This window comes from Neokomagataea tanensis (genome assembly GCF_006542335.1).
In the GTDB taxonomy this organism is placed as follows: Bacteria; Pseudomonadota; Alphaproteobacteria; order Acetobacterales; family Acetobacteraceae; genus Gluconobacter; species Gluconobacter tanensis.
This window is the reverse complement of sequence record NZ_CP032485.1, coordinates 630,240-644,875: the sequence shown is the minus strand read 5'-3', so window position 1 is coordinate 644,875 and position 14,636 is coordinate 630,240. Positions and strand designations below refer to the sequence as shown.

Sequence of the window (14,636 nt, the reverse complement as noted above, 5' to 3'; positions counted from 1 at the left end):
TAGGATGGATAATCCAAGGATTATTAGAAAAATAAATTATATTTCCTAAAATTGAAAATTAAATATAAATAATAATTTTCAATTATATAAATAAAATAAGACGGGCAAACAATCATATACTCGTATGTATTAGCGTATACGATTATAATTTATCAAAAATTTACACATAAAAAAACGGTAACAATATAAATACTTACCGTAAAATATTCGTGTTGATATTAAAAAATTTAAGCATTATTATTCAATCAACAAAAAACTAACACAATATATATCCGTAGCCTTTTATGCTGCGATGATACCAACGGCCTCGAAGGGGAATAGAAATGGCTACAACAGTAGATGACAAAACGGGTGATATTTCGTTTGCAGGTAATACCTCCTACGCAATTAACGGTGGGACACTGAGTCTCTCTGATTCATCACCTATTTTTGGGTTTAGTAGCAATACAACATCTACTGCTACTGTCAGTTCAGCAGGCGGTGAGTTCGATATTAGTCTGAATTCTTCTATTTTTTCTGGTTTCAGCGGGAATAGAACTTACAATCTCAACATCACCAATACACCGCCGAGCACATTTCTGATTACGTTTAACTTGGATGGCAACTCAACATCGGCTACGGCCCGTTACAACGGATCAACGACAACCCTCACGTTCAACGTAACTGGTGGGTTTATCATTACCAGCAGTATCACAATCAATGTGACCATGCAGGGTAACCCTTATGGTCTGGTTACAAACCGTTCGACAAACATAGATACCAACAACGATGGCGAAGGTCAGATCTGCTATCTGCGCGGCACGCTGATTGAAACCCCGTCAGGACGCGTTGCGGTAGAGACGCTTTCTCAGGGCGATGAAGTGTATGTTTATGATGGTATGAACCGCCATGCTGTCCCGCTGAAATGGGTAGGTCGGAAAACAGTTACAGCTAAGTCGCAAGAGGGCCGCCCCGTGCGTATCAGGGCAAACGCCTTGGCTGACAATGTACCGTTCAAAGATCTGGTTGTAACGCCAGAGCATTGCCTGTTCTTGAACAATGCTTTTGTACCAGCCCGCATGCTGGTTAATGGCAAGTCAATCGTTGTTGATCAGCAAGATAGCTTCGAAATCTTTCATATCGAAACCGACAACCACGCTGTTGTCATGGCAGATGGTGCTCTTGCTGAGAGTTATCTTGACACTGGCAACCGCCGTACGTTCCAGTCAAAAGGCAAAATTGTTTTCGGTGGCTTTGACCGTCTGAAGACATGGGAAGACGATGCTGCGGCGGTGCTGGAAACGCGCCGTGAGTTCGTCGAACCTCTTCACAAAGCTTTTTCTGATCGTGCAACTGCGCTGGGCTTTAAGTCCGTCGTGTCGGAGCAAGAATGGTCGCAGGACCCTGAGTTGCGCTTGGTATGTGAAGACGGCACGGTTTTCGCGCCAATGCGCCAAGTGGGTGGACGTTATGTCTTCCAAGTACCGTCTCATGTAACGCGTGTCGGTTTGCGGTCACGTACATGCCAACCAAAAGACACGATTGGACCGTTCGTTGATGACCGCCGTCATCTAGGCGTACTGGTGGGCGATATCACACTGTTTGAAAGTGAAGAAACCCGAGCAATCACATCGCATCTTGAGGAAGATGCCGCGCCGGGCTGGCATTCTATCGATGAAGCAGGGCACCGTTGGACTAAAGGTCTGGCAGCGTTGTCTTTAGGGGAACGCTCAGGGACTACGCTTGGAATTTTGTCCGTGGAGGTCGTGACATGCGGCCCGTACCTCACGGAAACGAGCAACATACGCGAGCAGCGCGTCGTCGCATAAAGTAAGGGTGGTTTGTTAAGGAAAAGCCCGGCACCATGAATGGTGTCGGGCTTTTTTTTGGCGCCTGAGCATAAGAGGGCGGTTCTCGCTCAACGTGTGAGCGAGCTGTGGCCTTCACACCTTAATCGAAACATTTATTCGGGCGGATACATTCTTGGATATGTGATGTCCTGCGATGGGCCGGGGGCATGTGGAGCCCCTTTCTTGCCACATGCGCTCAAGCCAGAGACGACTAGAGCGCTAAGAACGACTAATGCTAGAAAGCGTTTCATGCAGCAGATTCCAAAGAAGTAAGCCAGCGCTCAGCTTGTGTCTTGACGTTACTTGGCGCTGTTCCGCCGAAGCTTGTCCGTGACGCCAAGGAAGATTCGACGGTTAATACGTCAAAAATAGTAGCATTAATGCCCGGCTCAACGCTTTGCATCTCACCCAGTGAGAGATCCGCCAGGTCAATTTTCTTCTCTTCAGCCATACCGACCAGGCGGCCTGTGACGTGGTGCGCGGTGCGGAAAGGGAGACGTAACTCACGTACCAACCAGTCGGCCAAGTCTGTTGCGGTAGAGAAGCCCATGCCTGCAACTTCGCGCATGCGCTCAGTGTTTGGTTGCAGATCGCGGATCATGCCATCCATCGCGGCGAGAGAAAGCGTCATGGCCTCAACGGCATCAAAAACAGGCTCTTTGTCTTCTTGACTGTCCTTGGCGTAAGCAAGAGGCAAGCCTTTCATGACAGTCAGCAGGCCGATGAAATCTCCTGCGATACGGCCGATTTTAGCACGAACGAGTTCTGCGGCGTCCGGATTGCGCTTCTGGGGCATAATTGAAGAGCCCGTTGTGAATGCGTCAGACAGGCGAACGAAACCAAAGGGGGCTGATGCCCAGTTCACAATTTCTTCTGCTAGACGTGAGAGGTGCATGGCCTGAATCGAAAGGGCCGAGAGCAGTTCGAGCGCGAAGTCACGGTCAGAGACTGTGTCTAGAGAGTTGGCTGTGGGGCGGTCAAAGCCAAGGGTTTTTGCGGTCATTTCCCGGTCAATAGGGAAGGAGGTGCCTGCTAATGCAGCGACACCAAGGGGAGATTCGTTCAAGCGTGAGCGGGCATCTTCCAAGCGCCCATCGTCACGAGACAGCATCTCAACATACGCAAGTAAATGGTGCCCGAAGGTTACAGGCTGTGCGACTTGCAGATGGGTGAAGCCCGGCATTGGGGTTGCGTGATGTTCGAGGGCGCGCGTGGCGAGGGAGCGCATGAGCGCCGCTGTTTGTCCGCGCAGGCCGTCAATTGCATCACGGGTCCAGAGACGGAAATCGGTGGCTACTTGGTCATTACGAGAGCGCGCAGTGTGCAAGCGTTTGCCAGCTTCACCAATACGTTCTGACAGGCGGGCTTCGATATTCATATGAATATCTTCAAGCGCGGTGGAGAAGGGGAAGGTGCCTGCATCAATCTCACGGCCAATTTCGGCAAGGCCGCGCTGAATATCTGCTTCTTCCTCTGCGGTCAGAAGGCCAACTTTTTGCAGCATGGCGGCGTGAGCTAGGGAGCCACGAATATCCTGCCGCCAGAGCTTTTTATCAAACCCGATGGAGGCGTTGATTTCGCTCATGATAGAGGCTGGACCTGAAGCAAAACGGCCACCCCATTGCGGGTTCGCCAGTTGTGCCTGATCGTTGGAGGAGGCGGAGGAAGCAGGAGGGTTTGTCATAATTACCGATTTGGAGAAGTCAGAATATAAGAGCGCAGAAAAGCGTTAACCCAACCCTACCTTTGCCCTTCCATCAGCGCAATGATCGGGCGTTTCTTTCATCATGTCGTTTGAATCGTGTTGGCCCAAAAAAATCACTTGAAAAAAATCTCTTATTTGACGTAGCGTTGCATTAACTACTTGGAGATTTCGTTCTTTGTCGTCAAATCCGATTAATAGACGCAGTTTTTGGGGTGGGTTAGCCAGCCTAGGGGTGACCGCCGTTTTGACGCTCGCCGTTCTGGGGGGCGGGCGCTTGACTGGTGCGGCGCACGCAGAGCAGCAAGATCTGCCCGAGCCACTGCAAAGTCTCACCATAAGCGCGCCGAGCCGAGATCCTGTGGCGTTGGTCCTTAAAGGTGTTGATGGGCGCCAGTTATCGCTAGACGCATATCGTGGAAAGCCATTTGTCCTGCACGTTTGGGCTACATGGTGCGGCCCCTGCAAGGAGGAACTGCCGAAATTAAACAGTTTCTTGTCGAAGCACCCGGATGCTCCCATTGTGCCAGCTGCAATTAGCAGTGGAGATGCGGCAAAGGTGTCTGCTTTCTTGGCCAAGGCAGGCAACACATCCGTTCCGGCGTGGACGGTAGAGCAAGGTGCTTTCACGAAGTGGTTTAAATCATTGGAAATTCCCGTTACGGTTTTGATCGATGGGAAAGGCTATGTCCGGGCTTTTTCTAAAGGTGAGCTTGATTGGGGTGCGCCAGATGCCGATGCGCAGCTGACTAAACTCCTCGCAGCCACACATTCGTGACGAATACGATTTCAAAGGTAGTTTTATGATTATTTCACGCCGAAATTTAATGTCGTGGGGTGCTGGATTTGCTGGGGCCGGTGCTCTCGGTGCGGGTCATTTGGTGCGTGCGGCAGATAAAGCTACAGCTGCGGACGACGCCTCGCCCTTCCGTGTTGAATCGTTTGGCCGCCTGGCTCAGCCTAAAAAACTACCTGATTTATCCGTCCAAAATGAGCAAGGCGAGGCTGTGCCCCTGACGCATTGGGTGGGGCGGCCGTTTATCTTGCATTTTTGGGCAACGTGGTGTGGACCGTGCAAGTTCGAACTGCCGTCTGTTGATGCTACGGCCAAGGCTCTAGGCTCTGACGGTCCGGCCATTGTTGCTGTTGGGGTACGCAAAAGTACTATTCCAAAGATCAGGGCGTTTTATGACGCGCACGGCATCAACACCCTACCCGTTCTGGTTGACCCTGACTCCCAAGCGTTAACGGCGAGTGCAGATGTTCCTGCCGCGTTGGCCTCTTTGCGTCAGACAAGTCCGGATTATAAAATTCCGGATGAAAAAGCGCAGAGCATTGCTCAGCTTGCGGTTCCCCGCTCCTTGGTGGTGAATGCAAAAGGCGAGATTGTTGCTATTTCTGTTGGGAATATGGACTGGTCCCCAGAAGCTGTCCGCCGTACTGTGGCCGCTCTTGTAGGCTAAGCGTCTTTTGAAGCTGCTCGGCCTGCGTTTGAAGTAATGACAGACGACAGAGCCGGGCATGTCTTTATATAACACCTTGCGCCGTGGAGCCTTCCTTACAGAGGGTGATCCCCACCCCGTGCGCTATTTTGCTGAAGAAGTGTGCTCGCCTTTTGTGTTGGTGAGTGATCACGCCGGGCGTGCTGTACCTTCGGCATTAGGCAGGCTGGGCATCCCGGAGGCCGAGCACGAACGGCATATCGCCTACGATATTGGTATACAGGGTGTAGGGCGCCGGTTACGGCCCGCTCTCGGAGCGGCTCTCATAGAGCAATGCTATTCACGCTTGGTGATTGACTGCAATAGGTCACCGGGGCATCCGACTTCTGTTCCGCCTGTCAGTGACGGAACGCAGATACCAGCGAACCAAGCCTTGTCCGAGCATGAACGGCGTGTGCGGGAAGACGCAATATTGCACCCTTATCATGCGGTGATTACCGCTGAGTTGGATGCTCGTACCGAGCGGCCCACAGCGCTTATTGCGCTGCACAGCTTCACGCCTGTGATGCAGGGTGTGCGGCGTCCGTGGCATGCTGGTGTTTTGTTTAACCGAGATTCCCGTTTGTCACATATTGTGGCCGGTTTGCTGCGCGCAGAGGGCTTGTGTGTTGGCGAGAACGAACCCTACGTTTTGACGGATACGTCAGACTACACCGTGCCACTCCATGCAGAAGCGCGGGGATTGCCGTATCTGGAAATCGAAATCCGGCAAGACTTAATTGCTGATGAGGGTGGGCAAATCGAGTGGGCTGAACGATTGGCGCGCCTGCTGCCGCAAGCATGGAGGGCACTAAGCATATGAGCGTTGAGTACAAAATTACGGGTGAGACACGTCTGGCCGGAGTAATGGGATGGCCGGTTGAGCACTCACGCTCCCCTCTTATGCATAATTACTGGTGCCAAACACATGGGGTAAACGGTGCTTATGTGCCGTTGCCTACGCCGCCTGACGAATTTGAAACGGCTCTAAAAGGTTTGAGAGCGGCCGGTTTCCGAGGAGTTAACGTAACGATTCCGCATAAAGAGGCAGCGATGGCAGCGTGTGACCGGTTGACGGACACCGCACGTCGTGCCGGGGCGGTCAACACCGTTATTTTCTCTCCGGAGGAAATTGTTGGAGATTGCACTGACGGAAGTGGATTCTGTGAAAATCTTGTTGCCCATGGAGTAACCCCGCAAGGACGCGCATTAATTTTAGGTGCAGGTGGAGCCGCGCGCGCCGTTGCTGCTGCGTTGCTGGACTGTGGCTGTGAAGTACTCATTGCTAATCGGACCTTAGCTCGTGCTGAGGCTTTGGTGCAGGCTTTGGAGGGAGGCGAGGCTATTGCGTGGCATGCTTGGCCAGCTCTGCTGTCAGACTGTTCTTTGCTTATCAATGCAACGGCGCTCGGTATGAAAGGTGCATCACCCGATTGGTCTACTTTATTGCATCATGCAGGGCCATCGCTCGCTGTTGCAGATATTGTTTACACCCCGCGCGACACACCACTGCTGCAGGCGGCCGAGGCTAAGGGTCTTAAAACAGTTGATGGCCTTGGCATGCTTATTCAGCAAGCCCGGGTTGGGTTTGAAGCGTGGTTTGGCGTAAAGCCGGAAGTGGACGATGCCGTTTTTGAGCTTTTGGCGGCTAGTCTGCGTTAATCTATGCTGATTATTGGGCTGACAGGCGGTATGGCGGCTGGGAAATCAACCGTGGCAGCATTGTTTCGCCGGGCGGGTATACCTGTATTTGATGCGGATGCGACAGTACGGAAGTTGCAAGCCCCCGGTGGGCGTGCAGTGCCCGAGATTGCGCGTTTGTTCCCCGGGGCCGTGTGCGGTGGGGTTTTGAATCGTCAAGCACTGCGCCAAATACTGGGGCAGAAGCCGCAGGCTTTAAAAGCTCTAGAAGGGCTCATGCATCCGCTGGTGCGGGCTGAGCGAAAAGCGTTTCTGCAGAAGTGCCAGCGGGCGGGGCCTATTTGTGTGTTCTCGACATTCCACTGCTTATGGAGATCGGCGAGGACAAAAATTGCGATGTTGTCGTTGTGGTTGAGGCGCCAATGGCGACGCGCTTGTCGCGCATTACACAAAGGGGGCGGGCAGGGAGTATGAATATGGCTCAGGCACGCCAGCTTCTGGCGCGGCAAATGTCTGACTGTGAGCGCAGACGGCGCGCTGACATCGTGATACGAACGGGTTTATCGCGTGGGCAAGCCGCTTTGCGGGTTCGCGCATTGGTACAGAAATTACGAAAAGCAGCATGACACGATCTATTCTCTTCGATACGGAAACGACAGGCTTTGACCCGGATACTGGTGATAGAATTATCGAAATTGCCGCGTTGGAGTTGGTCGACGACTTGCCGACGGGAGAGCAGTATCATGTGCTGATCGACCCCGAGCGTGATATTCCGCCCGAGGCAACAAAGGTCCATGGTTTTCGTATTGAGGACCTGCAGGGTAAGCCGAAATTCGCTGATATTGCGGATGGGTTTTTGGCGTTTATCGGCGATTCCCGGATGATCGCGCATAATGCGCCGTTCGATTTCAAGTTTGTTAATGCAGAACTTGCCAAGTCAGGCCGGGCAATTTTGGATTATGAGACGCGTGCGGTTGATACCGTATTGATGGCTCGTAAAAAGTACCCTGGTATGCCGGCCAGTCTGGATGCGTTGTGCCGACGCTTTAATATCGATTTGTCTGAACGCGGCACGCATAATGCTTTGTTGGATTGCCGTCTTTTGGCAGAGGTTTATGTCGAGCTCATGGGGGGGCGGCAGCGAGGATTGGGGCTATCAGGCCCTTCCCGTGGGCGTTCAGGGCAGGCGGGTGGTGAGTACCTCAAGCGGCGTGTACCACGTCCAATGGCCCCGCCAAGCGAAGATGAGTGTGCAGCGCATGCAGCCTTTTTAGCCAAAATGAAGGACCCGATCTGGAATCGTTCGTCTAGTGAGGGTGAGGCGTGAAGATTCTTTTTATTACGGCAAACCGGCTTGGTGATGCCGTAATTTCTACGGGTGTGTTGGCCGCATTCATGGAGCGTTTTCCACAAGCACGCTTCACCGTAGTTTGTGGGCCTGTTGCTGCGGGTTTGTTTCAGCCCAATCCGCAGGTTGAGCGCGTTATTGTTTTGGAAAAACGTAAGTACGACCGGCATTGGATTGATCTGTGGCGTCAATGCGTAAAAACCCGTTGGGCGCGAGTGGTGGACCTGCGCGGCTCGTTGATCAGCCTGACTTTATGGGCGGGCAGGCGACATATTGTTCGAGGAGGGCGCCGACCGGGGCGCCGCGTTGCCCAATTAGGCAGTGCTCTAGGTTTTGAGCCAACGCCTATGCCACGTTTATGGCATACGCCTGAGCAGTGTGCGAAGGCAGAGGCGCTTTTGCCGTCCGGCAAAATTTTAGCGCTGGCACCGACTGCAAATTGGGACGGTAAAATCTGGCCAGCAGAACGCTTCGTAGCTGTGGCTGAAGCTCTACGCCAAAAAGGACTGCGGCCAGCAGTTTTCTATGGCCCCGGAGAGGCAGAGCGCAAGAGAGCACAACCTGTTCTAGATGCTTTGCCAGATGCGTATGACCTCGGGGGTGATCACAGTTTGGGGTTAGTTGGAGCAGTATTGAAGCGCTGTACGCTTTTTGTCGGTAATGACTCGGGTTTGATGCATTTATCTGCAGCAGCAGGGACTGCGACACTAGGTTTATTCGGGCCATCCAAGCAAAGCGAATATGCGCCCGCAGGAAGGGCTGCATTTGCGATCTCGGCGCCGGGACCAGAAGGTGCGGCACCGATAGAAGGCCTTTCTGTGGAGATGGTCGTTGAGGTTGCTTTTGATATTTTAGGCAAGGCCCTGCTGCCTGAATAAGCGCAGGCCGATAACGCTAGAGGAGCATCTGTACCAGTCGGGCGTTTAAGTATTGGGTATTAAAGCAATGACCAAGACGTGACGTGACGGCATGAGGATTGGGGTTTAGGTTCGGCCTGTCTTGAACAGTATCTCGAGTGAGGGATGAGGTCATGGTTACGTCGCGTGATTTGTTTTCGCTTTCCGGAAAGCGTGCTTTGATCACCGGGGCTTCACGTGGGATTGGGCTTACCCTGGCGCGTGGTTTGGCTGAAGCTGGAGCAGAGGTCGTGCTCAATGGCAGGAATGCTGCAGCACTTGAAGCGGCTCAGGCGGAATTGGCTAAAGATGGGCTGGCTGTGAAAACAGCTGTCTTTGATGTGACAGACCAAGCCGACGTAAAAGCGGGAATTGAGCGCGTTGAGGGTAGCCTTGGTCCGCTGGATATTGTGATTAACAACGCAGGCATCCAAAGGCGCGGCCCGTTGGAGAACTTTGAACGGGCGGATTGGGATGCGCTTATTACAACTAATCTAAATGCCGTGTTTTTTGTGGGGCAAGCTGCTGCACAGCATATGATTCCGCGTGGGCGTGGAAAAATTATCAATATTTGCTCAGTGCAGAGTGAACTCGCCCGGCCCGGCATAGCGCCGTACACAGCCACCAAGGGTGCAGTCAAAAATTTGACGCGTGGTATGGCGACAGATTGGGCGCGGCATGGCTTGCAAATTAACGGTATTGCTCCGGGGTATTTTGCTACAGAAATGAACGATGCTTTGGTGAAGAATGCGGAGTTTACGGATTGGCTTTGCAAACGCACGCCTGCTGGTCGCTGGGGCAAAGTGGAAGAATTGGTGGGAGCTGCGGTTTTTCTTTCTTCAGACGCATCCAGTTTTGTGAACGGCCACGTGCTGATGGTTGACGGCGGTATTACGGTTTCCGTCTAGTTTTTAGAGGCTTACCCTTGAAGCCCCGCGCGGCATGGTCGATACAAGGAGATATGGTATCTTCCGTGTTTTCGGCTGTGTCCGACATGCCCGCCTCTATGAACTCTGTTTCGCCAGCTCGTGTGGCGCATGTTATGGCAGGTTCCGCGCGTGGGGGGCCGAGCTGTTCTTTGAACGGCTGGCGATTGCTCAGCATATCGCGGGGCGCCCAACTCACGCTCTGATCCGGACCGAGCCGGGACGTGAGGCGCGTCTGCGTGAAGCGGGGGTGCCGACGCAATGCTTTCGATTTGGCGGGCCGCTAGATTTTTGGACACGCCAAAAGCTTAGGCGCTCTCTTAATCAGATCAAACCTGATGTTGTCGTGGCGTGGATGAGTCGTGCGGCGCAGAAATTGCCTGAGGGGCCGTGGCGCACGGCGGGGCGGCTCGGGGGATATTACGATCTCGCCAATTATCGTAGTTGCACGGACTTAATTGGCAACACTCGCGGTTTGGCGCGTTGGATGGTTGAGCAGGGTTGGGACAAGGATAAGGTTCATTATCTCCCAAATTTTGCAACCGACTTTGCTCCAGTTGCGCCAAAGCGCCCGTCATTTTTGGCAAAAGAGATACCCTTTGCATTAGCACTGGGACGCCTGCACAAGAACAAAGCCTTCGATGTGTTGATCCGTGCAATGCGGCATTTGCCGGGTCGTCATGTGGTCATTGCTGGTGAAGGGCCAGAGCGCTCGGCGCTTGAGGATCTAGCACGGCGCGAAGGCGTTTCAGATCGTGTGCATATGCCGGGTTGGGTAGCGCAAACCGGACCATGGCTGCGCGCATGCACGCTGCTTGTCTGCCCTTCACGCATAGAGCCTTTAGGGAATGTCGTGATTGAGGCGTTGTCCGCGCAGGTGCCCGTTGTTGCAAGCGCTATTCAGGGACCACAGGAAATTCTGGCAGGTACGGAAGATGGGCTTCTGGCGCAGGTAGAGGATGATCATGCTTTGGCTGCACACATGGGTCAAATTTTCGACGATACCCACCTAGCAGAAAAATTAGCAGCAAACGGGCGCGCACGCTTCGAACGGGAATTTGCTGAGGGTGTGGTAATGGAGCAATGGTCTAATTTTTTGGGCCCTGCGGGGACTAACTTCCCCCGAGATATTTCTGACGTTTCGAGAGTATCGCGCTAATGTGCGGGATTGCTGGCCTTTCCTGCCGCCCTGGTTTCAAACCCGATCAGGCTGCATTGGACCGGATGTCCGCAGCGTTACGGCATCGTGGCCCCGATGGAGAGGGGCGGTTGGATTTGGCAGGGGCTGCTTTAAGGCACAGGCGCCTTGCTATTGTAGATATTGCTGGCGGGAAACAACCTTTCCAGCACGGGCAGGCAGCCTTGATTGCCAATGGAGAAATCTACAACGATCCTGCGCTGCGTGCAGGATTTACCAATGGGGTTTTTCAAACCAGTAGTGATTGTGAGCCACCGCTGCATATGTGGCTGCGGGATGGCACCGGTTACACAGCAGAATTACGGGGCATGTATGCTATTGCCGCTGTTGAGAACCAACACGGGGCGCATGAGATGCTGCTCTCCCGCGACCCGTTTGGCATCAAACCGCTTTATATTGCTGAGTTTGAGGGGGGAGTGGCTTTTGCTTCGGAGGCTCAGGCTTTGCTTGCGGGGGGCTTTGGCCAGCGCAGGTTGAGAAGTGCCGCACGCGATGAATTGCTGCAATTACAGTTCACGACCGGCCCTAAGACTGTGTTCCCCGGAATAAGGCGAGTACTCCCGGGTGAGACGCTCCGCATTGTTGATGGGCGTATCGTTGAATCGCGTAAGCGCGATCCTTTAGTCGAGGCTGAGACGCAGCCTGTCGGTGCGCTCACGGATGCTCAAGCATTGGCACGTTTAGACGCGGCGTTGACGGATAGTGTATCGGCACATATGCGGGCCGATGTCCCGTTAGGGCTATTTTTATCAGGTGGCATTGATAGTTCGGCGTTATTAGCGGCAGCCCATCGCCTTGGGCTACCGCGCCTGCAAGCTTGGACAGCGCGATTTGAGACAGGGACTTCTGCCTCTGTCGCGGATGAAACTGCGCATGCTGCTGCCTTAGCGGAGGTTGTCGGCGCTGAGCATCATGTTTTAAGCATCACCTCTGACATGGTGTGGCAGGATTTACCCAAAATCGTCGCTGCCATGGACGACCCAACCGCAGATTATGCAATCATACCGACGTGGTTCCTTGCGCAGGAAGCACGAAAAGCCGTCACGGTTCTTCTAAGTGGAGAAGGTGGGGACGAGCTTTTTGCTGGTTACGGGCGCTACCGTAGAGCGCTTCGCCCGTGGTGGCGGGGCGGACGTGGCACTTGGCGCTCCGGCACATTTGGCCGCAGCTTGGGCCGACCGGGTATAGCACGCGCTAGGCCGTGGCGTACTGGCCTTGCCGCCCTTGAATTGTCTCAGCGCCGGTCTGGGCTGGGTGCCGTGCAAGCCATTGATGTTGCAGAATGGCTGCCAAATGATCTGTTGCTCAAGCTGGACCGCTGCTTGATGGCACATTCGGTTGAAGGACGCACACCGTTGCTTGACCCCGTGGTTGCGCGGGCAATCTGGCCTCTGCCGGATCACTTTAAAATCCGGGACGGTCAAGGAAAATGGTTGCTACGCCAGTGGCTGCAAGACGCGTTACCGCAATCAAGGCCATTCGCGCCCAAGCAAGGGTTTACTGTGCCAGTCGGCGCGTGGATTGAAGCAGAAGCGTCACGTTTATGGCCATTGGTTGCCCGTAATCCTGCCGTAGCCGCCGTGTTTGAAGAAAGCAGGGTTCGTCGTATTTTTGAGACAGCAAGCCGCAGAGGTCATGCGCGACAAGCGTGGACATTGCTCTTCTTGGCGCTTTGGTACCGTCATCATATCGAGGGCCGTGATTGCTCGGCCAATACTTTCGACGTTTTAGCGTAAATTTAGGGGGTTTAGGGATGCACTACGATCTGATTATTCGGAATGGCCGTTGTGTTACACCGTGGGGAGAGCAGGACGCGACTATCGGTGTGCGTGACGGGCGGATCGCTACTTTGTCTGCTACCATCGAAGATGAGGCGGATCGGGAGATTGACGCAAAAGGTCTGCACGTTCTGCCGGGCATGATTGATGCTCATGTTCATCTGCGTGAACCAGGCAATGCGGCGATTGAAACACTGGAAACCGGTACACGTGCTGCGGCTCTAGGGGGCGTCACGACAGTTTTCGATATGCCCAATACGAATCCGAGCATTGTGTCGGCGGAAATGTTGGAGTGGAAATACGGTCGGATCGGTGAAACGGCGCATGTTGATGTCGGTTTCTACGTTGGGGCCACGCGGGAGAACACGCCAGCTCTGGCTGCTTTGGAGCGGGCCCCCGGTGTTTGTGCCATTAAAGTTTTTGCGGGCTCCTCGACCGGAGATCTGATGATCGAGGACGATGCTGGTATTGAAGCTGTTATGCGCTCCGGCACGCGCCGGGTGTGTTTCCATTCGGAAGATGAATACCGCTTGCAAGAGCGTAAGGGGCAGTTTCACGAGGGGCAGCCCTACGAAACTCACGCCGTCTGGCGTGATGTTGAGTGCGCTTTTCTTGGTACGCGTCGCATCATCAGCATAGCCCGCAAGACGGGGCGTCCAGCGCATATCCTGCATGTTTCCACGGCGGAAGAGCTGGATTATCTCGCGGAAAACCGAGACATTGCCAGTGCGGAAGTATTGGTCAATCACCTCACGCAATACGGGCCTGACTGCTACGAAAAGCTGGGTGGGCTTGCGGTTATGAACCCGCCATTGCGGGACCGCACGCACTACGATGCTGCGTGGCGCGCCGTGAGAGATGGACGCGTGGACGTCGTATCTTCCGACCATGCACCGCACCCGTTGGACGCAAAAAAGCGCGCTTGGCCAAACTGCCCCGCCGGTTTGACGGGCGTCCAGACTATCGTTCCAGTGATGTTGGATCATGTGAATGCTGGACGTTTATCGCTGCAGCGCCTAGCTGATGTAATGTCCGCAGGGCCTGCGCGTATCTATAACCTTCCTAATAAGGGGCGTATGGCGGTCGGCTTTGATGCTGATTTTACGCTGGTTGATATGGGTGCGCGGCGTAGAATTACGAACGATTGGATTGCAACCCCGGCAGGTTGGACGCCGTTTGACGGTACTGAGGTCAATGGCTGGCCAATAGCGACGATCGTGCGCGGTCAAATTGTCATGCAAGATGATACGATCGTCACGCCGTTACAGGGACGACCAGTGCGTTTCGCCGGATAATGAGAAACTGGGGCATGCCGCAATTGTGCCCTGATTTCTTTTTAGGGGAGGCGCGCTTTTTAAACGGAGTAGAAGCATGTCTCCCCGCTTGTCAGGCGCTTTAGTAGCGCTTCTTTGTGTTTCCTATGCTTCCACGGCGCCCGCCCGCGCCGCAGATGCCGATTGGGGTGCCGCAAAATGTGGTGCAGAACCAGCAGCCCCAGCTCTGCGGGTCGGTAATGTTACGCAGTATAATGAGAGCGTAGACCGTGTTACGGCGTACGAAAAGCAGGCCCGTACTTACAATGCATGCGTCGTGGCGGCAGCAAATCGTGCGGAAACAGCTATCAGCGACGATGCTCGCGCTCGTATCGCCGAAGTACATAAAGGGTCCACAGCGGTGCAGTCGCGGATTGCTGCAAATTTCCAAAAATTATCAGGCGTTCTAGCGACTGCAGGTAAGCATTTCGCTGCAAAATAACATTCCAAATAACTGCCAGTATATTGAGATCGCTGGCAGTTATTCTCTGAGCTATAATATCAATTAATATTTTGGTGAAGCA

The 14,636-nt window shown here is 53.7% G+C and carries 14 protein-coding genes and 1 pseudogene; 13 read left to right on the top strand and 2 right to left on the bottom strand.

Annotation, left to right across the window (positions count from 1 at the left end; all coding sequences use genetic code 11):
* Positions 1-323 precede the first annotated feature (323 nt).
* Positions 324-1,808, top strand: a complete 1,485-nt coding sequence (locus D5366_RS02980) for a Hint domain-containing protein (protein ID WP_141492238.1) — start codon at positions 324-326, stop codon at positions 1,806-1,808.
* A gap of 134 nt (positions 1,809-1,942) precedes the next feature.
* On the opposite strand, the gene D5366_RS11845 is transcribed toward D5366_RS02980, so the two are convergent.
* Both D5366_RS11845 and argH read right to left on the bottom strand, forming a co-directional pair.
* Positions 1,943-2,080: a lipoprotein gene (locus tag D5366_RS11845; RefSeq protein ID WP_205839600.1), complete on the bottom strand. Its 138-nt coding sequence runs from the start codon at positions 2,078-2,080 to the stop codon at positions 1,943-1,945.
* Positions 2,077-3,513 carry an argininosuccinate lyase gene (argH, locus tag D5366_RS02975; protein WP_141492237.1) on the bottom strand — a complete coding sequence of 479 codons (1,437 nt, stop codon included), beginning with the start codon at positions 3,511-3,513 and terminating at the stop codon, positions 2,077-2,079. Before argH ends, D5366_RS11845 begins: the two co-directional genes overlap by 4 nt.
* Before the next feature lie 196 nt (positions 3,514-3,709).
* On the opposite strand from argH, the gene D5366_RS02970 reads away from it, so the two are divergent.
* The 12 genes and pseudogenes from D5366_RS02970 to D5366_RS02915 all read left to right on the top strand — a co-directional run bounded on the left by D5366_RS02970 (position 3,710) and on the right by D5366_RS02915 (position 14,554).
* Positions 3,710-4,309 (top strand): TlpA family protein disulfide reductase, encoded by a 600-nt coding sequence (locus D5366_RS02970; RefSeq protein WP_141492236.1) that lies wholly within the window; start codon positions 3,710-3,712, stop codon positions 4,307-4,309.
* Between the two features lie 25 nt (positions 4,310-4,334).
* Positions 4,335-4,994 carry a TlpA disulfide reductase family protein gene (locus tag D5366_RS02965; RefSeq protein WP_141492235.1) on the top strand — a complete coding sequence of 220 codons (660 nt, stop codon included), beginning with the start codon at positions 4,335-4,337 and terminating at the stop codon, positions 4,992-4,994.
* A 58-nt stretch (positions 4,995-5,052) separates the two neighbouring features.
* Entirely contained in the window at positions 5,053-5,835 is a 783-nt protein-coding gene (locus tag D5366_RS02960) for an N-formylglutamate amidohydrolase (RefSeq protein WP_141492234.1), read from the top strand.
* Entirely contained in the window at positions 5,832-6,674 is an 843-nt protein-coding gene (locus D5366_RS02955) for a shikimate dehydrogenase (RefSeq protein WP_141492233.1), read from the top strand. Before D5366_RS02960 ends, D5366_RS02955 begins: the two co-directional genes overlap by 4 nt.
* A 3-nt stretch (positions 6,675-6,677) precedes the next feature.
* Positions 6,678-7,279: pseudogene (gene coaE / locus D5366_RS02950) on the top strand (dephospho-CoA kinase).
* Positions 7,276-7,980: a DNA polymerase III subunit epsilon gene (gene dnaQ, locus D5366_RS02945; protein WP_141492232.1), complete on the top strand. Its 705-nt coding sequence runs from the start codon at positions 7,276-7,278 to the stop codon at positions 7,978-7,980. Before coaE ends, dnaQ begins: the two are co-directional and overlap by 4 nt.
* Positions 7,977-8,879, top strand: coding sequence for a glycosyltransferase family 9 protein (locus D5366_RS02940; RefSeq protein WP_141492231.1), 903 nt, complete (start codon positions 7,977-7,979; stop codon positions 8,877-8,879). The genes dnaQ and D5366_RS02940 overlap by 4 nt, the downstream gene beginning before the upstream one ends.
* 152 nt (positions 8,880-9,031) lie before the next feature.
* Positions 9,032-9,805 carry an SDR family oxidoreductase gene (locus D5366_RS02935; protein WP_141492230.1) on the top strand — a complete coding sequence of 258 codons (774 nt, stop codon included), beginning with the start codon at positions 9,032-9,034 and terminating at the stop codon, positions 9,803-9,805.
* Between the two features lie 34 nt (positions 9,806-9,839).
* Entirely contained in the window at positions 9,840-10,982 is a 1,143-nt protein-coding gene (locus D5366_RS02930) for a glycosyltransferase (protein WP_141492229.1), read from the top strand.
* On the top strand, positions 10,982-12,757 hold the full coding sequence (gene asnB / locus D5366_RS02925) for an asparagine synthase (glutamine-hydrolyzing) (RefSeq protein ID WP_141492228.1): 1,776 nt from the start codon (positions 10,982-10,984) through the stop codon (positions 12,755-12,757). The genes D5366_RS02930 and asnB overlap by 1 nt, the downstream gene beginning before the upstream one ends.
* A 17-nt stretch (positions 12,758-12,774) precedes the next feature.
* Positions 12,775-14,094 carry a dihydroorotase gene (locus D5366_RS02920; RefSeq protein WP_141492227.1) on the top strand — a complete coding sequence of 440 codons (1,320 nt, stop codon included), beginning with the start codon at positions 12,775-12,777 and terminating at the stop codon, positions 14,092-14,094.
* Between the two features lie 76 nt (positions 14,095-14,170).
* Complete coding sequence (locus tag D5366_RS02915; protein ID WP_141492226.1) at positions 14,171-14,554, top strand: hypothetical protein; 384 nt, start codon at positions 14,171-14,173, stop codon at positions 14,552-14,554.
* Positions 14,555-14,636 lie beyond the last annotated feature (82 nt).

What these genes read in the sequence shown, in the direction of transcription:
- D5366_RS02980 (WP_141492238.1), top strand. Translation starts at nt 324, where the DNA reads ATGGCTACAACAGTAGATGACAAAACGGGTGATATTTCGTTTGCAGGT.
- D5366_RS11845 (WP_205839600.1), bottom strand. Translation starts at nt 2,080, where the DNA reads ATGAAACGCTTTCTAGCATTAGTCGTTCTTAGCGCTCTAGTCGTCTCT.
- argH (WP_141492237.1), bottom strand. Translation starts at nt 3,513, where the DNA reads ATGACAAACCCTCCTGCTTCCTCCGCCTCCTCCAACGATCAGGCACAA.
- D5366_RS02965 (WP_141492235.1), top strand. Translation starts at nt 4,335, where the DNA reads ATGATTATTTCACGCCGAAATTTAATGTCGTGGGGTGCTGGATTTGCT.
- D5366_RS02960 (WP_141492234.1), top strand. Translation starts at nt 5,053, where the DNA reads ATGTCTTTATATAACACCTTGCGCCGTGGAGCCTTCCTTACAGAGGGT.
- D5366_RS02955 (WP_141492233.1), top strand. Translation starts at nt 5,832, where the DNA reads ATGAGCGTTGAGTACAAAATTACGGGTGAGACACGTCTGGCCGGAGTA.
- dnaQ (WP_141492232.1), top strand. Translation starts at nt 7,276, where the DNA reads ATGACACGATCTATTCTCTTCGATACGGAAACGACAGGCTTTGACCCG.
- D5366_RS02935 (WP_141492230.1), top strand. Translation starts at nt 9,032, where the DNA reads ATGGTTACGTCGCGTGATTTGTTTTCGCTTTCCGGAAAGCGTGCTTTG.
- D5366_RS02930 (WP_141492229.1), top strand. Translation starts at nt 9,840, where the DNA reads ATGGTCGATACAAGGAGATATGGTATCTTCCGTGTTTTCGGCTGTGTC.
- asnB (WP_141492228.1), top strand. Translation starts at nt 10,982, where the DNA reads ATGTGCGGGATTGCTGGCCTTTCCTGCCGCCCTGGTTTCAAACCCGAT.
- D5366_RS02920 (WP_141492227.1), top strand. Translation starts at nt 12,775, where the DNA reads ATGCACTACGATCTGATTATTCGGAATGGCCGTTGTGTTACACCGTGG.
- D5366_RS02915 (WP_141492226.1), top strand. Translation starts at nt 14,171, where the DNA reads ATGTCTCCCCGCTTGTCAGGCGCTTTAGTAGCGCTTCTTTGTGTTTCC.